At 69.7% G+C, this 19,473-nt stretch carries 15 protein-coding genes; 4 read left to right on the forward strand and 11 right to left on the reverse strand.

Translation table 11 applies throughout. The features are described 5' to 3' along the window. The first annotated feature begins 23 nt into the window (after positions 1-23). Complete coding sequence (locus tag HWY45_RS04205; protein WP_059566303.1) at positions 24-581, forward strand: FUSC family protein; 558 nt, start codon at positions 24-26, stop codon at positions 579-581. Positions 582-667: 86 nt separating this feature from the next. Here HWY45_RS04205 and HWY45_RS04210 read toward each other — a convergent pair whose 3' ends face one another. Then, positions 668-1,045: an RcnB family protein gene (locus HWY45_RS04210; protein ID WP_059883923.1), complete on the reverse strand. Its 378-nt coding sequence runs from the start codon at positions 1,043-1,045 to the stop codon at positions 668-670. Positions 1,046-1,190: 145 nt separating this feature from the next. Here HWY45_RS04210 and HWY45_RS04215 point away from each other — a divergent pair, with 145 nt between their 5' ends. After that, positions 1,191-1,949 (forward strand): glycosyltransferase family 2 protein, encoded by a 759-nt coding sequence (locus tag HWY45_RS04215; RefSeq protein ID WP_059883924.1) that lies wholly within the window; start codon positions 1,191-1,193, stop codon positions 1,947-1,949. Positions 1,950-1,988: 39 nt separating this feature from the next. On the opposite strand, the gene HWY45_RS04220 is transcribed toward HWY45_RS04215, so the two are convergent. From HWY45_RS04220 to dnaE, 7 genes are all read right to left on the reverse strand, one after another. Further along, positions 1,989-3,203, reverse strand: a complete 1,215-nt coding sequence (locus HWY45_RS04220) for a glycosyltransferase family 9 protein (RefSeq protein ID WP_059883925.1) — start codon at positions 3,201-3,203, stop codon at positions 1,989-1,991. 37 nt (positions 3,204-3,240) lie between these two features. Then, complete coding sequence (locus HWY45_RS04225; protein WP_059883926.1) at positions 3,241-4,482, reverse strand: glycosyltransferase; 1,242 nt, start codon at positions 4,480-4,482, stop codon at positions 3,241-3,243. Between the two features lies 1 nt (position 4,483). Continuing rightward, a complete protein-coding gene (locus HWY45_RS04230; protein ID WP_059883927.1) occupies positions 4,484-5,767 on the reverse strand; it encodes an O-antigen ligase family protein in 1,284 nt (427 codons plus the stop codon). Further along, complete coding sequence (locus HWY45_RS04235) at positions 5,764-6,894, reverse strand: glycosyltransferase family 9 protein (protein WP_059801937.1); 1,131 nt, start codon at positions 6,892-6,894, stop codon at positions 5,764-5,766. The genes HWY45_RS04230 and HWY45_RS04235 overlap by 4 nt, the downstream gene beginning before the upstream one ends. Before the next feature lie 288 nt (positions 6,895-7,182). Continuing rightward, positions 7,183-8,265, reverse strand: coding sequence for a glycosyltransferase family 4 protein (locus HWY45_RS04240; protein WP_059884021.1), 1,083 nt, complete (start codon positions 8,263-8,265; stop codon positions 7,183-7,185). 40 nt (positions 8,266-8,305) lie between these two features. Further along, positions 8,306-10,093: a lipid A export permease/ATP-binding protein MsbA gene (gene msbA, locus HWY45_RS04245; protein ID WP_059883928.1), complete on the reverse strand. Its 1,788-nt coding sequence runs from the start codon at positions 10,091-10,093 to the stop codon at positions 8,306-8,308. Between the two features lie 30 nt (positions 10,094-10,123). Next, entirely contained in the window at positions 10,124-13,657 is a 3,534-nt protein-coding gene (dnaE, locus tag HWY45_RS04250) for a DNA polymerase III subunit alpha (RefSeq protein ID WP_059883929.1), read from the reverse strand. Positions 13,658-13,891: 234 nt separating this feature from the next. Here dnaE and HWY45_RS04255 point away from each other — a divergent pair, with 234 nt between their 5' ends. Beyond that, the gene (locus HWY45_RS04255) at positions 13,892-14,746 is read left to right on the forward strand and encodes a sulfurtransferase (RefSeq protein ID WP_059566312.1); all 855 of its coding nucleotides are present in this window, start codon (positions 13,892-13,894) and stop codon (positions 14,744-14,746) included. 19 nt (positions 14,747-14,765) lie between these two features. Continuing rightward, complete coding sequence (gene gluQRS, locus HWY45_RS04260) at positions 14,766-15,662, forward strand: tRNA glutamyl-Q(34) synthetase GluQRS (protein ID WP_059883930.1); 897 nt, start codon at positions 14,766-14,768, stop codon at positions 15,660-15,662. A gap of 83 nt (positions 15,663-15,745) precedes the next feature. Here gluQRS and HWY45_RS04265 read toward each other — a convergent pair whose 3' ends face one another. The 3 genes from HWY45_RS04265 to purT all read right to left on the reverse strand — a co-directional run bounded on the left by HWY45_RS04265 (position 15,746) and on the right by purT (position 19,315). Further along, positions 15,746-17,221 (reverse strand): DEAD/DEAH box helicase, encoded by a 1,476-nt coding sequence (locus HWY45_RS04265; protein WP_059883931.1) that lies wholly within the window; start codon positions 17,219-17,221, stop codon positions 15,746-15,748. A 354-nt stretch (positions 17,222-17,575) separates the two neighbouring features. Beyond that, entirely contained in the window at positions 17,576-17,959 is a 384-nt protein-coding gene (locus HWY45_RS04270) for an MliC family protein (RefSeq protein WP_059566315.1), read from the reverse strand. Positions 17,960-18,100: 141 nt separating this feature from the next. Next, the gene (purT, locus tag HWY45_RS04275; RefSeq protein WP_059883932.1) at positions 18,101-19,315 is read right to left on the reverse strand and encodes a formate-dependent phosphoribosylglycinamide formyltransferase; all 1,215 of its coding nucleotides are present in this window, start codon (positions 19,313-19,315) and stop codon (positions 18,101-18,103) included. Positions 19,316-19,473: the final 158 nt, after the last annotated feature.

The raw sequence follows: 19,473 nt of genomic DNA on the forward strand, positions 1-19,473 counted from the left end.
ACCCGCTTCATGGCAGCAACACGATGAATACGCTCAGGACCCTCGACGAAACCCGGCAGCAGATCCAGCAATCGATCTTCGATCTGTTCAAGGGGCTGTCGCTGCGCGAGCGGCTCGCGCAAGGCGGGCTGATGGCGCTGCAGGCCGTCTGCGGCGCTTGCCTCGCGTACGGCATCGGCCGCGCGCTGCATACCGAGCAGGCCGTCTGGGCCGCGATCACCGCGATCGCGGTCACCCAGCACAACTACTCCGACACGATGTCGCTGTCGCGCGACCAGTTCGTCGGCGCGATGGTCGGCGGCGTGCTCGGCTTTGCGGGCGCCGCGCTCGGCGGCGGCCATCTGGTCGCCTATGCGCTCGCCGTCGCGATCGTGATCGTGTGCTGCTGGTGCCTGAACGTCGGCAGCGCGGCGCGGCTCGGCGGCGTCACCGCGACGATCGTGATGCTGTTTCCGGGCAGCGGCCCGCTATGGGACATTCCGCTCGTGCGGCTCGGTGAAGTGACGCTTGGCACGGTGTGCGCGCTGGCGGTGTGCTGGGGGATGTCGCGGATCGAGCGGCGCTGGTTCCGGCGCCGGTAACGGCACGCGGGCGCCGTGCGCGGGCCCGGCGCGGTGGGGCCGCGCCGGATGGATCACGGTTCTGCGACGGTTCGCCGCGATTCCGCTTACGGCCCGATCCGCAGGACGATGCCGGTCGGGATCGCGACGAGCAGGTAGTCGCTGCCGATGCCGACCCAGTGATAGCCGCGCGGCGGCGGCGTCAGGCGATACGCGCGCCAGTCGTCGACCACGTACTGGCGATCGCGGAATTCGTCGGGCAGCCGGTCGCCCTTGTGCCACTCGCGGCGCGGCTGGTCCGCCCAGCGCGGCGGCACGTCCTCGGCGCGGCCGGGGCCTTTGTGCATGCCGTGCTTGTCGTGGCCGTACGCATGGCCGCGGCCATGGCCGTGCCCCTCGTCGTCCGGTTGCGCGCTCGCGAGCGCCGGCGCCGCCAATACGGCCGCCATGAGCAGAGAAGCGAGAATCGGGTGCTGTCTTGCCATCGTCCACCTCCCGTCGAGCCGCCGGCGCCGGGATGACGCCGCGGCCGCACAAGGCTAACACACGTCGCGGCGCGCGCCGGCCGGGCGGCTTTGCGCGCGGGGCAGCGGGTATACTCTCGCTCACCTTCGATCCGTACGATTTTTCATGGCTGAACCTACGCTCGGCGTCGCCATCATCGCCCACAACGCGGCCCGCCGGCTCGCGCAATGCCTGGACGCGCTCGCCTTCGCGAACGACATCGTCGTCGTCGACGGCGGCAGCACCGACGACACCGTCGAGATCGCCCGAGCGCATGGCGCCCGCGTGATCGTCGCCGCCGACTGGCCGGGCTTCGGGCCGCAGAAGAATCGCGCGCTCGCGGCGCTGTCGACCGACTGGGTGCTGTCGATCGATACCGACGAAGTCGTGTCGGACGAACTCGCCGCGGCGATCCGCGCGGCGATCCGCGCACCGGAGGCCGACGTCTATGCGATCGATCGCCTGTCGGCGTTCTGCGGCCGCTGGGTGCATCACAGCGGCTGGTATCCGGACTGGATCCCGCGGCTGTTCCGGCGCGGCGCCGCCCGCTTCTCGGACGACCTCGTCCACGAACGGCTGGTGTTCGACAGCCGCGCCGCGCGGCTCGACGGCAAGCTGTTTCATTATTCGTACGACGACATCGAAGCGGTGCTGCGCAAGCTCGACGCGTATTCGAGCGCCGGCGCGCGGCAGCGCCGTGCGGCCGGCGAGCGCGCGACGGTCGGCAAGGCCATCCGGCGGGGATTGTGGGCGTTCGTGCGGACCTACGTGCTGCGGCGCGGGTTTCTCGACGGGCGGGCGGGACTGATGATCGCGGTATTCAACGCGGAGACGGTGTACTACCGCTTCCTGAAGCTCGCGCACGACGACACACCCGCGTCCTAGGCCGACACTGCGGCCACCGCAGCCAGTGGCGCGCCGGGATTACGCGCCGCCGCGCGGCAACGCAGACACGTCGATGATCGATTCGCGCGGCGCCTCGACGGCCGGGCGGCCTTCGACGAGCGCCGCTGCGACGGCAATCACGCGTTGCGCGGAAAGCTCCGTCAGGCAGCGGCTCCAGCTTTCGAGATGACGGTCGCAGCCTTCGAGCTTGCACGGCACGCAATCGCCTTCGCCCTGCATCAGGTAGACGTTGCCGCGCTGCGCCGAGCCGCGCAGCGGCCACGGCTCGTCGTGCGCGGGCCAGTTGGCGGGCCACGGCCCCCAGCGAACCGGGTTGGACGGCCCGAACAGCGCGAGCGTCGGCGTGCCGCACGCAGCGGCGACATGGGTCGCGCCGGTGTCCGGCCCCACGAACAGCCGCGCGCGGCGAATCAGCTCGGCCGTCTCCCCGAACGTCAGGCGTCCGACGAAATTCGCGACCGGCTCGCCCGCCGCCGCCACGATCCGCTGCGCATACTCGACTTCCGCGGCGCCCGGCCCGCCGCTCAGCGCGACGTCGAAACCGCTCGCGCGCGCCCAACGGATCAGGTCGGCCCAGCCGTCTTCACGCCACTGCTTGTAGCGGAACATCGGCGACGGATGCAGCACGACGTGCGGCCGCGTGCGCGACAGCGCGGACGGCCCGTACAGCAGCGCGTCGAATCGCGCGATGCGCGCCGGATCGGTGCCGATGCCCGGTGCGACCACTTCCGCGCAAGGCGTCACGCCCAGCGCTTCGGCAATCGCGAGACTGCTCGTCACCGTGTGGACGTCGCCGTGCCGGTTCAGCGCGATGCCGTCCAGCATGAAGCGCGTCAGCCGCGTGACCCGCTCCGGATCGACGAGCCCGACGCGCCGGCGCCCGGCGAACCACGTGTAGAAACGGGCCCGATCCGAGCTGATCGCCGCGCACGCGAGGTCGTAGCGGCGCCAGAGGCGGGCCGCGTCGGCGAACCGCTCGCGCGGCTTCGCGCGCTGCGCGACGACGATCACGCGGCGGATGTCGGGATTGTGCTCGAGCACGCCCTCGGTGCCGCGAAACACGACCATGTCGATCTGCGCGTCGGGCCACTGCCGCTTCAGCGAGCGGACCAGCGGCGTCGTCAGCAGCACGTCGCCGATTCTGCGGGTGCAGGCGACCAGGATGCTGCGCGGCGGCGTAGCGAGCGTAAGGGAAGCGGTCACGGCGGGTATCGGCGAGGAAGAGCGGGCCATTTTAGCGAAATCGCGTTGCGCGAACCATGCGAGCGGCTCAGCGCGCAGCCGCGAGCAGGCCGTCGGCGAGCGCGGCGAACCGCCGGTTCGCGGCCGGCACGTCGAAGGTCGCGATCCGCGCCGCCGCATTGGGCGCGAGCGCCGCGCGCACGGCCCCGTCGGTTACGAGGCGTTCCAGCGCGGCCGACATGGCGTCGACGTCGCCGACCGGCACGAGCATGCCCGCGCGGCCGCCGTCGAGCATGTCGCGCGGGCCGGTCGGGCAGTCGGCCGCGAGGACCGGCGTGCCGAGCGCCATTGCTTCGCCGAGCACCATCGGTGCGCCTTCGTAGCGGCTGCTCAGCACCAGCGCTTCGGCGACGCGAACGTACGGGAACGGATTCGCGCAGTAGCCGACGAAGTGCACGGCATCTCTAATCCGCAATTGGTCCGCGAGCTGCTCGAGCGCCGTGCGATCCGGCCCGTCGCCGAGCAGCACGAGATCCGCGGCGTCCGGCCGGCGCGCACGCCATTGCGCATACGCGCGCAGCAGCGTGCGGTGATCCTTCTGCCCTTCGTCGAGCCGCGCCACCGACACGACGAAGCGTTCGGCCGGGCGCTCGAACGGCGCCGTCGCGCGCCGCCGGATCGCGTCGATGTCGATCACGTTCGGCAGCTCGACGATCCGCACGCCGGAGCCGGCGAACATCTTCTCGGCCTCCTGCCGCATCGCGGCCGTCAGCACCGCGATCGCGGCGTAGCGCGCGTACTGGCGCGTGCGGCGCGCCATGTACGCATCGCCCTTGTGGCCGAAGCGCGCGACGAAGCTGTAATGGCTGACGCCGAGCCACGGCGCCGTGCCGCGGCCGGCGATTCGCCGCAGCGAGAAATCGAAGTCGCAGACGAGGTCGTAGCCGGCGGCGAGCTGCAGGAAGCGGCGCGCGACGAGCGGGCGGATCGCCGCATGCGTCGTCAGCTTGTGCAGCAGCTTCTCGCCGAACCGCAGGCGGCGGCTGCGCTCGAGCTGGTGCAGCGCGTGCGACCAGCGTGAGGTTGCGAGCACGTGAACCGGCACGTCGGCCGGAATCGCGCCGCTGCGCCGCAGCGCGTCCAGATCGGCGGTCGGAAACGCGACCGACAGCGCAGGCGCGATCACCCGCCGGTCGAGCGCGTTCAGCCACGCGACCAGCGCGGTTTCGGTGCCGCCGCGGCCGAAGTCGTCGATATGGAACAGCACGCGCACCGGCTTGCCGTTGGCAGTGTGCGCGGCTGCGGCGGCACGCGTCAGGACGTCGTTCATGTCAGTTCGCTTTCCATTGCGCGCGGGGCATCCCGGCGTGGCGTTCACCGTAGCCCAACACCAGCCCCGCGAACGACCAGAACGCGAGCATCGTCGTCCGCCACATGAAATCGTCCACCACGTTCTTGGTGATCATACCGGCGACGAGCGCGACGCCGCCGGCGGCAATCCACGGGTTGCTGTGCCGCAGGCGCCAGAAGGCGATCACAAGCGCCAGCAGCAGCCACGCATGCAGGAACAAGCCGATCCAGCCGGTCTGCAGCCAGGTGTTGAGAAAGAGATTGTGCGCGTGCGTCAACGCCTGCGGCTCGAGTTCGAGCAAATCACGCGGCATCACGCTGCGGTACGCCATCCCCGGCAGCGGCTTGCCGAAGCCGATGCCCGTCCATGCATGCTGGCGTCCCTGGTCGCCGTAGAACTTCCACAGCTTCGGCCGCGTGTCCGACGACAGCGTATCGCCGAGCGCAGTCATGCCGGACGGCACGTAAATAGGGAGGCCCGCCACCGAGATGTCGCGCGAGCTGGCGAGGGGCGGCGGCGCGTCGTGATAGCGCAGTCGCGCGCTCAGCTCGAGCGTGCCGACCGCGCCGGCGCCGAGCACGGCCACCGCCAGCGCCGCCAGCAGCAAATGGCGGCGGTACAGCGGATACAGACCGGCCAGCAGCGTGATCGCGGCGGCCGGCCAAAAAAAACGATTGAGGGTCGCCAGGCCGACCAGCACGCACAGCACGAGACCTGCGCCGCCGACCCAGCGCCAGTTGCGCTTCGGCACCAGGAATGCACAGAACAGCGCCATCGCGAACACCATCAGCGAACTGGTATGGCCGACCCGCGCATAGAAGCGAACCGGAAACGTCTCCGGCGTCGGCGGCTGCAGGCGGCCCCAGTAGAGCACGCTGATCACAGCCAGCAGCGCGCACGCGAGCCACACGGCCAGCGTGACGCGCTCCGGGCGCTCGACGCGCGTGCCGAACAGCCAGAAGCCCCAGAACGTCAGCAGCGGATACAGGACCTCGTCGAGCCAGGCATGCATGCTGACGCCCGGGAACGCCGACCAGCGCACCGACGCGAGGGTCCAGGCCGCCCACCCGGCGATCGGGACGAACAGCGGCCAGCGGAACGGCGCCGGGCGCGTGGACGAGAAGACAGCCGCCACGAGTGCGATGGCGACGAGCGCCAGACCGTTGTTCACGAACGCCGCCATGTGCCCGAACATGACCGCGAACATCACGACCGGGCAGCCGATCCACAGGAGACGCTCGATACGCGCCGAGGTAACAGTCATCGAACTTGCACCAGTACTTGTTGAAGTGCGTCGCGCACCGCGTCCACCGTCAACGCGCTCATGCATGCCGCCGTGCCTTCATGCCAGGCAACGCACGTCGTCGCGTTCCGATCGCAGCGCCGGATCCATCGGACGTGGCGCTGGAAAATATAGGGCTGGTCGCGGCACGGCATGTCGGCGATCGTGAGCGCGACGAACGGGACGTCGCGCCAGTAGCGGCCGGCGCCGTGCACGACCGCGCTGCCGGGCCCGAACAGCGCGACGGTCGGCACGCCGATGAGCCGCGCGAGATGCGCGACGCCCGTATCGGGGCAGACGATCGCCTGCGCACCTGCATACAGATGCCACAGATCCGCGAGACCGAGCTGGCCCGCGAAGTTCGGCTGTCCGTCGCGCGGGCCGATCGCGTCGATCAGGTCGACCTCGCTCTTGCCGCCGCTCCAGACCGGCAGGTAGCCGGCTGCCTCCACGTCGGCCGCGAGCGCGCGCCAGCGTTCGAGCGGCCAGCGCTTGACCGCCGTGCTCGCGCCGGGATGCAGCACCACATACGGCCGCTCGCGCAGCGACGCGGGCAGCGCGGCCGCGGCGGGCGGCGCCGGCCAGTCGTCCGGCCGATACGCGCGCGGTGGCGAGCCGTCGACGAGATCCGCAATCAGGTCGCCCCACGCGGTCGGCACATCGGGATAAGGGTGCGCCTCGTCGACGGGCCAGTTCTTCCACGCGGGGGCGTCGCCGGCATGCGCGACGATCCAGCGGCAGCCGGCGCCAAGCGCGAGCCAGCTGTGACGATTGTCCGCCGCCACGATGCCGAGGTCGTACGGCCCCGACGCCAGCAGCCGCCGCACCGATGCGGGGTCGCGGGGATCGAACGCGAACGCGTGCACGCCAAACGGCTCGCGCGCGAACAGCGGCGCGATCGCCTTCGGACAGGCGAGCACGATCCGCGCGGCCGGATACTGCTCGCGCAATTTCGCGAGCAGCGGCGTGAGCAGCAGCGTATCGCCGAGCAGCAGATGATGTGCGACGAGAATGCTCGCGGGCCGTTGCGGCTTGCGTCGCAACGGCTTGAACAGCAATCTCGGCAGAGCCCGCGCGAAGATGTGGATACGTCCGGGAAAACGGCTCATCGGTTCAACGGCAGGCAGTCTCGACGCGGGGATTCGCTGTGCGCATTGGCCCAACGAACGGCCACGTCGTCATGCGAACTCTCCATATGATCGTATTAATTGAGCTGGGATGAGCGTGCGTGGAGCGCCATGCGCCCCGGTCCGCGCGCCCGGACACGCGTCGCGCAACCGTCCTTCGGCTGACGCAGGCCGCCGGGTCGCGGGCCGCAAGAGTATACCATCGCGCCCCTTCCACTCCGGGGGCCGAAAGCGCGCCGTCAGGCCGGAGCCGGCGCCGCCCGTCGGCCGCTAGGCCGGCGTGCGTTCATGGATCTCGCGGGCGAGCGCCAGCAACTGTTCGACATGGTGGCCGACGCCCGGATCGTAGCCCACCGCGCCCTGCGCGACGGCCGCGCGGTCGCCGCCTCCGCTCGCACGCGAGCGGGCTACCGCGGCCGCGATGGCTGCGCGCAACGACGCGACGTCGTTCGGGGTGAACGCGAGCTTCGCATGATCCGCGATCGCGTCGTGACAGCCGAGCGTCGTCGGCAGGATGACCGGCGTGCCGCACATCACGGATTCGATGCCGACCAGCCCGAACGGCTCGTACTTCGATGCGAGGATCGTGTAGTCGGCTGCACGGTAGCCATCCTCGATGTCCTTCACATAGCCGATGTAGCGCAGTTGCGACGACGTCCGCTCCGGCGGCCGGCCGGCGACCGCCACCACCACCGATGCGTCGACGCCTTCGCGCAGCGCCGCCTCGATCAGCGGCAGGCCCTTGCGCGCGTGGCTGCTCGACGGAAACAGCAGCACGATGTCACGCTCGCCGAAGCCGAAGCGGCGCCGCAGCGCCGCGCGGGCCGCGTCATCGACCGGCGAGAAGCGCTGCGCGTCGACCGGCGGGTACAGCATGCGGATCTTCGCGTCGTCGACCGCGTACAGCGTACGCAGCTCGTCGCGCATCATCGGCGAATGCGCGACGACGTAGCGCGCCGCCGCGTACTGCCTGCTCTCCAGCGCGATCTGCCGCCGGTCGAAGAACGTCGGCGTGCGGCCGATCGCGCGCAGGAAGCCGCGGTGCGTGCCGCCGCAGATCGCGATGTCGGAACAGTCGACGCGGTTGCAGCCGATCAGCACGTCGACGCCCGCCGCGCGGCGGGCGGCGCGCAGCCGCCACGCGAACCAGCCATCGCGCAATTTGCCGGGGAGGAACGACACGTCGATGCGGTGCGGCTCGACGAGCCGCGCCTCCGGAATCGTCGTATCGATCTTGCGTGCGAAAAACGCGGGCGTGATGCCCGCGTCCGCGATGCCGCGCGCGAGATCGATCGCATAGCGCTCGAGGCCGCCGCCATGCTTCAGCGCGTTGCCGGAAAGGCCGATCTTCATCATCGCGCGCGGGCCATCGAATCAACGGGACGCCGCATGTTCAACCGGCCTCCTGCTGGAACTGGATCCGGTGCAGGTGCGCATACAGGCCGTCGCGGTCGAGCAGCTCCGCGTGGCTGCCGCTCTCGACGATGCGGCCGCCGTCCATCACGAGGATCCGGTCCGCGCGCTCGATCGTCGACAGGCGGTGCGCGATCACGAGCGTCGTGCGCCCCTTCATCAATGTCTCGAGCGCGGCCTGGACGTGGCGCTCGGATTCCGAATCGAGCGCCGACGTGGCCTCGTCGAGAATCAGGATCGGCGCATCCTTGTAGATCGCCCGCGCGATCGCGAGGCGTTGCCGCTGGCCGCCCGACAGGCGCATGCCGTTGTCGCCGACCAGCGTGTCGAGGCCTTCCGGCATCGCCTCGACCGTGCTCAGCAGGTTGGCCGCGCGCAACGCGGCGATCACGCGCTCGCGGTCCGGCGTCTCGCCGTACGCGACGTTGCTCGCGATCGTGTCGTTGAACAACACCACGTCCTGGCTCACCATCGCGATCTGGCTGCGCAGGTCGTGCAGCCGGTATTCCGGCAGCGCGACGCCGTCGACCAGGATCTTGCCGCTCGTCGGGTCGAAAAAGCGCGGCAGCAGGTTGACGAGCGTGGTCTTGCCGCTGCCCGACGGCCCGGCCAGCGCGACCATCTCGCCGGGCGCGACGTCGAACGTCACGCGATCGAGCGTCGGCTTGCCGGACGACGTGCCGTACGCGAACGACACGTCGCGAAACTCGACCCGGCCGGTCGCGCGGGCGAGCGGCTTGCCGCCGCCTTCCGGCTCGCGCGGCTCGTCGATCAGGCCGAAGATCAGCTCGGCGGCCGTCATGCCGCGCTGCAGCGGCTGGTTGACGTCCATCAGGTGCTTGAGCGGCGAGATGATCAGCAGCATCGCGGTGACGAACGCGACGAAACCGCCCACCGTCGTCTGGTCGTTCGCGGACTGCACGACGGCGATCGTCAGCACGACCGCGAGCGCGATCGACGCGAGGAACTGCGTGATCGGCTGCGCGAGGCCGCCGGATACGATCATCCGCATCGAATAGCCGCGCAGGCGCCGGCTCAGCGTGTTGAAGCGGTCGATCTCGTACTGCTCGCCGTTGTGGATCTTCACGACCTTGTAGCCGCCGACCGTCTCCTCGACGATGTACGCGAGCTGGTTCGTGAGCGTCTGGTGTTCGCGGTTCAGGCGGCGCAGCCGGCGGTTGATCTTGCCGACGACCCAGCCGATGCACGGCAGCAGCACCGCGACGATCAGCGTCAGGCGCCAGTTCAGGTAGAACAGGTAGCCGAGCAGGAACAGGACCGTCAGCGAATCGCGCACGAGCGTGATCATCACGCCCATCAGCACGTTGAGCACCTGGTTGACTTCGAACACGATCGCGTTGATCACCGTGCTCGCGGTCTCGCGCTGGAAGAACGACACGCCGGTGTGGATCATCCGCTCGAACATCTCGATGCGCAGCTGGAGCAGGATCCGGTTCGACACGTATTGCAGCAGATAGCCGGACGCATACTGCGCAATCGCCCGCACGAGCGCGAGGCCGACGACCGCGAGCGGCACGTACAGCTTCGCGCTCACGTCGCCCTTCGCGCCGAAGCCGCGATCGAGCAGCGGCTTCAGCAGCGCCGGGATCCCCGCCTCGGTGCCGGCGACGGCGGCCATCGCCAGCACGCCCGCGAGCAGCACCCACAGGAGCGGCTTCACGTAGGGCCACAGACGGCGCGCGACGACCACGGGCGACGACGCGTCCTGTCCGCCTATGGGTTTGCTAAGAGTAGGCTTGACGCTCAAGATGTCCTCAAACGGATACGGATCCGGATTTCAGTAAACGATTTCGACCGCACTGCTGGCGAACGCGGCGCGCAGTTCGGCAAGCAGGGTATCGCTCGGCTTCACGCGCCACGCATCGCCGAGGCGCATTTCGCCTTGCGCGCGCGCATTGCTGTAGTGGATCTGGACCGCGAGGCCGTTCGGCAGCGGCGGCGCGGGCCGGCGGCCGCCGTCGCGCCCGCCGCCGCGCGGCGCGGGGGCATCGGCCGCGCTCGCCGCGGCCGGATCATCCTTCGACACGTGCGGCTCGAGCACCCGCCGCAACACGGCAGCATCGGCATTGCCGTTCATCGTCAGCCGCACGGCCTGCGCATAGCGGCTGCGCGCGCGCTCGAGGTCCATCACGGTATCGGCCGTGAAGCGGATCCCGCCCGTGAACGCATCGTTGCGCGCCTGCCCCTGCACGATCAGCAGCTCGTCTTCCTTGAACAACGCCTTGTTGGCCTCGAACTGCTCGTTGAAGATCGTGATTTCGCACTGGCCCGTGCCATCGTCGAGCAGCGCGATCAGCATCTTGCCGCGCTGGGTCATCTGCGTGCGCAGCGACGCGATCACGCCCGCGACGAGCTTGTCGCGCCCTTCCTTCAGTTCGCCGACCTTCTGCCGCGCGAAGCGGCGCACCTCGTCGCGATACGCGTCGAACAGGTGGCCCGACAGGTAGAAGCCGAGCGCGCCCTTCTCTTCCTGCAGACGGCGCTTGTCATCCCACGCCGGCTCGTCGACGAGCGCATGCGCATGCGGCGACTCGGCGCCCATGTCGAACAGGCCGGCCTGCATCGCGTTCGCCTCGGCCTGGTCGGCCGCTTCCATCGCGAGCGGCACCGACGCGAGCAGCTGCGCGCGGTTCGCGGTCAGCGAATCGAACGCGCCGGCGCGGATCAGCGCCTCGATCGTGCGGCGGTTCACCATCCGCCGGTCGATCCGCTCGCAGAAGTCGAACAGGTCGGTGAACGGCTTCTCCTCGCGCGCGCGCAGGATTTCCTCGATCGCGTTCTGGCCGCTGCCCTTCACCGCGCCGAGCCCGTAGCGGATCGTGCGCGAACGCTTGCCGTCCGCTTCGGCGACCGGCTCGAAGCGATAGTGCGACTGGTTGATGTCCGGCGGCAGCACGACGAGGTTGTTCACGACGCAGTCGTCGAACAGGATCTTCACCTTGTCGGTGTCGTCCATCGCGAGCGTCATGTTGGCCGCCATGAATTCGGCGGGATGGTGCGCCTTCAGCCACGCGGTGTAGTACGCGAGCAGCGCATAGGCGGCCGCGTGCGACTTGTTGAAGCCGTAGCCCGCGAACTTCTCCATCAGGTCGAAGATCTCGTCGGACTTCTCGCGCGACAGGCCGTTCTTCGCCGCGCCCTCGGCGAAGATCTCGCGGTGCTTGGCCATCTCCTCGGGCTTCTTCTTGCCCATCGCGCGGCGCAGCAAGTCCGCGCCGCCGAGCGAGTAGCCGCCGATGATCTGCGCCATCTGCATCACCTGCTCCTGATAGACCATGATGCCGTAGGTCTCTTTCAGGACGGGTTCGACGCGCGGATCGGGGTACTCGACCTTCTCGCGGCCGTGCTTGCGCGCGCAGAAGCTCGGGATCAGGTCCATCGGGCCCGGACGATACAACGACACGAGCGCGATGATGTCCTCGAAGCGGTCGGGCTGCGCATCCTTCAGCATGCCCTGCATGCCGCGGCTTTCCAGCTGGAACACGGCGACCGTGTTGGCCTTCTTGAGGATCTGGAACGACGTGGGATCGTCGAGCGGCACCTGCGCGAGCGACCAATCGGCCTTCGACGGATCGAGGCGGCGGATGTAGCGCTCGGCCCAGTCGAGGATCGTCAGCGTGGTCAGGCCCAGAAAGTCGAACTTCACGAGGCCGACCGCTTCGACGTCGTCCTTGTCGTACTGGCTGACCACGCCGCCGTCGTCGCCCTGCGTGTAGAGCGGGCAGAAATCGGTCAGCTTGCCGGGCGCGATCAGCACGCCGCCCGCGTGCATCCCGACGTTGCGCGTGAGGCCTTCGACGCGCTGCGCGAGGTCGAGCAGCTGATGAACCTCGTCCTCGTGGTCGTAGCGCTCCTGGAGCTGCGGCTCCTCCTTCATCGCGTCGGCGATCGTCACGTGCTTGCCCGGCTTGAACGGGATCAGCTTCGCGACGCCGTCGGTGAACATGTAGCCGAGGTCGAGCACGCGGCCGATGTCGCGCACGGCCGCCTTCGCGGCCATCGTGCCGAAGGTGGCGATCTGCGACACGGCATCCGCGCCGTACTTCTCCTTCACGTACTGGATCACGCGATCGCGGCCGTGCTGGCAGAAGTCGATGTCGAAGTCGGGCATCGACACCCGCTCCGGGTTCAGGAAGCGCTCGAACAGCAGGTTGTAGCGCAGCGGGTCGAGATCGGTGATGCCGAGCGCGTACGCGACGAGCGACCCGGCGCCCGAACCCCGCCCGGGGCCGACCGGCACGCCGTTGTTCTTCGCCCAGTTGATGAAGTCCGCGACGATCAGGAAGTAGCCCGGAAAGCCCATCTTCGTGATGGTCCCGCACTCGAATTCGAGCCGCTGGTAGTACGTGCCGCGCTGTGCATCGCGCTCGGCGGCGTCCGGATAGAGCTGCTCGAGGCGCTTTTCGAGGCCTTCCTTCGACAGCTGGATCAGGTAGTCGTCGAGCGACATGCCGTCCGGCGTCGGGAACAGCGGCAGCTTCGGCTTGCCGAGCTCGAGGGTCAGGTTGCAGCGCTTCGCGATCTCGACCGTGTTCGCGACCGCCGACGGCAGATCCGCGAACAGCGCGACCATGTCGTCCTGCGTGCGGAAATACTGGTCGGTCGTGAAGCGCTTCTGGCGCCGCGGGTTCGCGAGGATGTCGCCCTCCGAGATGCACACGCGCGCCTCGTGCGCGGTGAAATCGTCGTCGGTCATGAACTGCGTCGGATGCGTCGCGACGACCGGCAGCTTCAGCGCCGCGGCAAGCGTCGCCGCCTGCTGGATATACGCCTCGGCGCCCGGCTGGCCGTAGCGCTGCAGTTCGATGTAGAAGCCGCCCGGGAACACCTTCGCCCAGCGCGCCGCGTGCCGGCGCGCCGCTTCCTCGTTGCCGGCCGCGAGCGCGAGGCCGATGTCGCCCTGCTGCGCGCCCGACAGCGCGAGCAGGCCCTGCGAAAGCTCGCCGTCGAGCCAGCTCGCGTCGAGCTCCGCGCGGCCGCGATACTGGTTCGTGAGCCACGCCTTCGACAGCAGCTCGCAGAGATTCAGGTAGCCGCGCTTGTCCTTGACGAGCAGCAGCAGCCGCGACGGCTTGTCGCGATCGTCCGGATTGGCGATCCAGACGTCGCAGCCGGCGATCGGCTTGATGCCCTTGCCGCGGGCTTCCTGGTAGAAACGGACGAGACCGAATGCGTTGCCGAGATCGGTCAGGGCGAGCGCGCCCTGACCGTCCGCGGCCGCGGCCTTGACGACGTCGTCGAGGCGCACGATGCCGTCGGCAATCGAGAATTCGGAGTGAACGCGAAGATGGACGAAGCGGGGATCTGACATGGGCGCTATTGTAGCCGCCCCGCCGCGCCGGCTGCCCAAAAAAACCCCGCATTGGCCGTTCGGCCGGGGTGCGCGACCCTGGGCCGCGCCGTTGGCCGTTCGGCCGGCTGCCTTCCCGCGCGCGGTTTGCGGGATAATACGGGTTTTCGAATCTTCCGCCCGGCTTCGCACCCTTTTTTGCGGGCCGCCGTGCGCGCCGTCGCACGGCCGCGGCCGTTCTCTCGTCGGATCACCATGAGTATCGTCAATCTCGCCGCCTACCACTTCGTGTCGCTCGACGCGACCGAACAATGGCGCCCGCTCGTCACCGCCCGCTGCAACGAACTCGGCCTGCGCGGCACGATCCTGCTCGCGCCGGAAGGCATCAACCTGTTCATCGCCGGCCCGCGCGACGCGGCCGACGCGTTCATCGCATACATCCGCCACGATCCGCTGTTCGAGGGCAAGTTCGCGACGCTGCAGTTCAAGGAAAGCCTGTCGGATTCGCAGCCGTTCCGCCGCATGCTCGTGCGCCTGAAGCGCGAGATCATCACGATGAAGAAGCCCGCGATCAAGCCCGAGCTCGGCCGCGCGCCGTCCGTCGACGCGCACACGCTGAAGGCCTGGCTCGACCGTGGCCACGACGACGCGGGCCGCCCGGTCGTGATGCTCGACACGCGCAACGCGTTCGAGGTCGACGTCGGCACGTTCGACAATGCGCTCGACTACCGGATCGACAAGTTCAGCGAGTTCCCGGCCGTCATCGAAGCGAACCGCGCGGACCTCGAAGGCAAGACGATCGTGTCGTTCTGCACGGGCGGCATTCGTTGCGAGAAGGCGGCGATTCACATGAAGGACGTCGGCATCGACAACGTGTACCAGCTCGAAGGCGGCATCCTCAAGTATTTCGAGGAAGTCGGCGGCGCGCACTACCACGGCGACTGCTTCGTGTTCGACTACCGCACCGCGCTGAACCCGCAGCTCGAACCGACCGAGAACGTCACCTGCTTCGCGTGCCGCGCGGTCGTGACGCCCGAGCAGCAGCAATCGCCGAGCTACGTGGCAGGCCAGTCCTGCCCGGCCTGCGCGAACGCCGCCAGCGCGGCGTAAGCACGCCGGGCGCGCGCCGATGACCGGCTATCGCGGCCGCTTCGCGCCGTCGCCGACCGGGCCGCTGCATTTCGGCTCGCTGGTCGGCGCGCTCGCGAGCTGGCTCGACGCGCGCGCCCAGCGTGGCGCGTGGCTCGTGCGCATTGAGGACATCGACGGGCCGCGCACGGTGCCCGGCGCGGCCGAGGCCATCCTCGCGACGCTCGCGCATTTCGGCATGACGCCGGACGAGCCGCCCGTCTGGCAGAGCGCGCGCGAGGCCGACTACGCGGCCGCGCTCGAGCGGCTGAAGGCGACCGGGCTCGTCTATCCGTGCGGCTGCACGCGCAAGGAGATCGCCGATTCGCTGCGCGCCGCGCACGAGCGCCACACGACGCTCGCCTACCCGGGCACCTGCCGCACGGGCCTGCACGGCAAGCCCGCGCGCGCGTGGCGGCTGCGCGTGCCGGACGGCGACGCCGCGATCGTCACGTTCGACGATCGCTGGCAGCACATCCAATCGCAGAATCTCGCGACCGAAGTCGGCGACTTCGTGCTGAAACGCGCCGACGGCCTGTGGGCGTACCAGCTCGCGGTGGTGGTCGACGATGCCGACGCCGGCATCACGCATGTCGTGCGCGGCGCCGACCTGCTCGACTCGACCGCGCGCCAGATCTACCTGCAGCGCTGCCTCGGCGTGCCGACGCCGTCGTATCTGCACGTGCCGGTGGTCGTCGATGCGCATGGCGAGAAACTCAGCAAGCAGACCGGCGCGACCGCGCTCGAACGCGACGATCCGCTCCCCGCGCTGAAGGCCGCGGCGGCACACCTGGGCCTCGCGCCGGAAGGCGGCGAGCTGCCGGGCACGACGCTCGATGCGTTCTACGCGGCAGCGACGGCCGCGTGGGCGCGGCGCTTCGGGCCGCAGGCCGGCTAAGCGCCCGATCGGTCCTCCACCAAACAAAAACGGGTGCATGCGTATCGCATGCACCCGTTTTGCGTCGCGGCAGCCGGAACTGCTTACGCCGACGGCTTGCGCGGCATTCCGAACCCGCCGAGCAGCGCGGCCACCTGCCGCTTCGGTCCCTTCTTCTCCGGCTGCGCGTGCGCCGACTCTTCAGGCCGCTTCGTCGACGCCGACGGCTCGTACGGCTTCAGGAAGAACTCGTCGATCGGCGCCTCGTGGCGGCGGTGATGCCCGCGCTCGGCGCCCGCCGGGCGGCGGCCCGCCGCACCGCGATGCTCGTCGCGCTCGCGACGGCCGCCGCGTTCGCCGCCGCGCTCACCACCACGGTCGCCGCCACGCTCGTCATGGCGATGCCGCGCCGGCTTGTCGATCGACAGCGTCTGCATCTCGAGCGGCCGCTTGATCAGCTTCTCGATGTCGGCGAGCTGCTTGCGCTCGTTCGGGCTGCACAGCGACAGCGCATCGCCGGTCGCACCCGCGCGGCCGGTACGGCCGATCCGGTGCACGTAGTCTTCCGCGCTGAACGGCAGGTCGAAGTTGATCACGGCCGGCAGTTCGGCGATGTCGAGGCCGCGCGCGGCCACGTCGGTCGCGACCAGCGCCTCGATCTCGCCGCGCTTGAATGCGTCGAGCGCCTGCATCCGCTCGATCTGCGTCTTGTCGCCGTGAATCGCCGACGCGACCACGCCGTCGCGCTCGAGATTGCGCGCGAGCCGGCTCGCGCCGATCTTGCTGTTGCAGAACACGATCACCTGCTTGAGGCCGCGATCGCGCAGCAGCTGCACGACGGCCGCCTGCTTGTCGCCCTCGGCGACGTCGTAGACGATCTGCGTGACGTTCGCGTTCGTCGAGTTGCTGCGCGCGACCTCGATCGTCTGCGGGTTGCGCAGGTAGGTCGACGCGAGCTTCTTGATTTCCGGCGAGAAGGTGGCCGAGAACAGCAGCGTCTGGCGCTCCTTCGGCAGCAGGTTCAGGATGCGCTGCAGATCGGGCAGGAAGCCCATGTCGAGCATCCGGTCGGCCTCGTCGAGCACGAGGATCTGCACCTGGCCGAGGTTCGCCGTCTTCTGCTGCACGTGGTCGAGCAGGCGGCCCGGCGTCGCGATCAGGATCTCGACGCCGCGGCGCAGCTCGGCCATCTGCGGGTTCATGTCGACGCCGCCGAACACCACCGCGCTGCGCAGCGGCGTGTGCTTCGCGTACGCGTGCACGTTCGCGGCGACCTGGTCGGCAAGTTCGCGGGTCGGCGTGAGGATCAGCGCGCGCACCGGGTGGCGCGCGGGCGATGCGCTCGTGTTGGCCTGCGGCAGCAGGCGCTGGATGATCGGCAGCGAGAAACTCGCGGTCTTGCCGGTGCCCGTTTGCGCGGCGCCCATGACGTCGCGGCCGGCGAGCACGACCGGAATGGCCTGCGCCTGGATCGGCGTCGGCGTCGTGTAGCCCTGCTCCGCAATGGCTTTCAGGATATCGGCGGCAAGGCCGAATTGATCGAAGGTTGCGTCGACAGGCTTGGCGACAGAATCGGACATGGTGGCGTTTCGCTCAAAAGGCGCGGCGGGGACATCACGCGTCAGCTCGGCCCGGCGGGCCGCTGCGCAAATCTCTCATTTCGGAAGTAGACGGAGCCGCGGCGCGCCGCGCGGCGCCGCTCTGGCGCGATGGGCAATCAGGGCCCCGGGCCGTGCGGACTCCGGCCGGCGCGAATGCCGGCGGAAAGGGCCGTATTGTAGCACCGTGCGGCGTCACGTCCGTGACAGCCCTTGCGCGGCGGCCGCACACGGGTTGCAAGCGGGTCGCGACCATGCGGCCGCGCGGCGCGCCGCCGCCCCGGGGCCAGGCGCGTGCGACGCCCGAACGCCGAGGCCGGCAGCCGCTCACGCGACTCAACCCTTCTTCTTTTTCTTCGTCTCGACCTGCACGCAGTCGGACAGCAGCGGCGGCGCCTTCTCGTCGGCGATCTCGTCGCGCAGCGTCCCTTCCCTGCCCTTCGTCCACCACGTATAGCGGCCGGCCTGATAGCGGACACCGGACGCCGACACGGTGTCGACGAACAGCAGCCGCTGGCCGTTGACCGGCACGAGCGCGAAGCTCTGGCCGTTGCCGGCGAGCCAGTACGACACGCGCACCGGCTGCTTCTGGTTGGCGCACTGGTAGACGGCCGTCTGGCGCGCGTCGGCGTCGATTTCCTCGACGGTCAACTGCGCGGCGTGCGCGACGGAAACGGTCAGGCCGGCCAGCGCGAGCGTGGCGAGAGTTTGGCGAATCATGCAGGTCCTCTTCCGAGACGGGGGGTGGAAGCGCGCCCGGCCCGGGCGCGCGGGTCGTCATGGCCCGGGGATCGACGGCGCCCGCGCGCGAGACGAATCGCGGAGCGGGCATCGGCATCACGCGCGCCTGCCGGTTGCCGGTCAGCGCGCCGAAACGGGCTTCACGGCCGCGGCGGCCCGCTTCGCGCGGGCGCGGGCTTCGTCGACGTCGGCGCCGGTCGCGAGCGCGACGCCCATGCGCCGCTTCGCGAAACTTTCCGGCTTGCCGAACAGCCGCAGGTCGGCGCCCGGCACCGCCAGCGCGTCGCGCACGCCCTCGAACGCGATGCCGCGTTCGTCGAGCCCGCCGTAGATCACCGCCGACGCCGCCGGCGAGCCGAGCGTCGGATCGACCGGCAGGCCGAGGATCGCGCGCGCATGCAGCTCGAACTCCGACTGGCGCTGCGACGCGAGCGTGACGAGCCCCGTGTCGTGCGGCCGCGGGCTCACTTCGGAGAACCAGACCTCGTCGCCGCGCACGAACAGCTCGACGCCGAACAGCCCGCGCCCGCCGAGCGCCTCGGTCACCTTGTGCGCGATCTCGCGCGAGCGCGCGAGAGCCGCCGCGGACATCGGCTGCGGCTGCCACGACTCGACGTAGTCGCCCGCGACCTGCACGTGGCCGACCGGCTCGCAGAAATAGGTGCGCGTGTCGCCGCTGGCCGGATCGATCGCGCGGACCGTGAGCTGCGTGATCTCGTAGTCGAAATCCACGAACCCCTCGACGATCACGCGGCCGTGATTCACGCGCCCGCCCGCCATCGCGTACTGCCACGCGGGCTCGACGTCCGCCTCGCTGCGCACCACCGACTGCCCCTTGCCCGACGACGACATCACCGGCTTCACGACGCACGGCATGCCGATCTTCGCGACGGCCGCCGCGAATTCGTCGAACGACTGCGCGAACGCATACGGCGAAGTCGGCAGGCCCAGTTCCTCGGCGGCAAGCCGGCGGATGCCTTCGCGGTTCATCGTGAGCTGCGTCGCGCGCGCGGTCGGGATCACCTCGGCGACGCCCGCCGCCTCGATCGCCGCGAGCGCGTCGGTCGCGATCGCCTCGATCTCGGGGACGATCAGGTGCGGCCGCTCGGCCTCGACGAGCGCGCGCAGCGCGGCGGCGTCCGTCATGTCGATCACGTGCGCGCGATGCGCGACCTGGTGGCCGGGCGCGTCCGGATAGCGGTCGACCGCGATCACCTCGACGCCGAGCCGCTGCAACGCGATGATGACTTCCTTGCCGAGTTCGCCGGCGCCGAGCAGCATGACGCGCGTGGCCGAAGGCGAAAGCGGCGTACCGAGCCGCTGACCGATCTGCATGTGATTTCCCGCTTCTGGTTGGAGGTCGAAAACGACTGCGATGTTAACACGCGCATCGGCGCCGATTCGACCGGCCGCGACGCGCCGCGAACGATTTCGCGCATGCATGGTCGCCTCGCCTGACGCGCGGCGAGTGCGTTACTCTTACGCCTTGTTCA

This window comes from Burkholderia stagnalis (assembly GCF_902830275.1).
GTDB lineage: Bacteria > Pseudomonadota > Gammaproteobacteria > Burkholderiales > Burkholderiaceae > Burkholderia > Burkholderia stagnalis.

Bases quoted from the DNA above. Each gene is read 5' to 3' on its own strand.
- HWY45_RS04230 (WP_059883927.1), bottom strand. From the start codon at position 5,767: ATGACTGTTACCTCGGCGCGTATCGAGCGTCTCCTGTGGATCGGCTGC.
- HWY45_RS04270 (WP_059566315.1), bottom strand. From the start codon at position 17,959: ATGATTCGCCAAACTCTCGCCACGCTCGCGCTGGCCGGCCTGACCGTT.
- HWY45_RS04240 (WP_059884021.1), bottom strand. From the start codon at position 8,265: ATGAAGATCGGCCTTTCCGGCAACGCGCTGAAGCATGGCGGCGGCCTC.
- HWY45_RS04210 (WP_059883923.1), bottom strand. From the start codon at position 1,045: ATGGCAAGACAGCACCCGATTCTCGCTTCTCTGCTCATGGCGGCCGTA.
- HWY45_RS04235 (WP_059801937.1), bottom strand. From the start codon at position 6,894: ATGAGCCGTTTTCCCGGACGTATCCACATCTTCGCGCGGGCTCTGCCG.
- HWY45_RS04215 (WP_059883924.1), top strand. From the start codon at position 1,191: ATGGCTGAACCTACGCTCGGCGTCGCCATCATCGCCCACAACGCGGCC.
- purT (WP_059883932.1), bottom strand. From the start codon at position 19,315: ATGCAGATCGGTCAGCGGCTCGGTACGCCGCTTTCGCCTTCGGCCACG.
- gluQRS (WP_059883930.1), top strand. From the start codon at position 14,766: ATGACCGGCTATCGCGGCCGCTTCGCGCCGTCGCCGACCGGGCCGCTG.
- dnaE (WP_059883929.1), bottom strand. From the start codon at position 13,657: ATGTCAGATCCCCGCTTCGTCCATCTTCGCGTTCACTCCGAATTCTCG.
- HWY45_RS04265 (WP_059883931.1), bottom strand. From the start codon at position 17,221: ATGTCCGATTCTGTCGCCAAGCCTGTCGACGCAACCTTCGATCAATTC.
- HWY45_RS04220 (WP_059883925.1), bottom strand. From the start codon at position 3,203: ATGGCCCGCTCTTCCTCGCCGATACCCGCCGTGACCGCTTCCCTTACG.
- HWY45_RS04255 (WP_059566312.1), top strand. From the start codon at position 13,892: ATGAGTATCGTCAATCTCGCCGCCTACCACTTCGTGTCGCTCGACGCG.
- HWY45_RS04205 (WP_059566303.1), top strand. From the start codon at position 24: ATGAATACGCTCAGGACCCTCGACGAAACCCGGCAGCAGATCCAGCAA.
- HWY45_RS04225 (WP_059883926.1), bottom strand. From the start codon at position 4,482: ATGAACGACGTCCTGACGCGTGCCGCCGCAGCCGCGCACACTGCCAAC.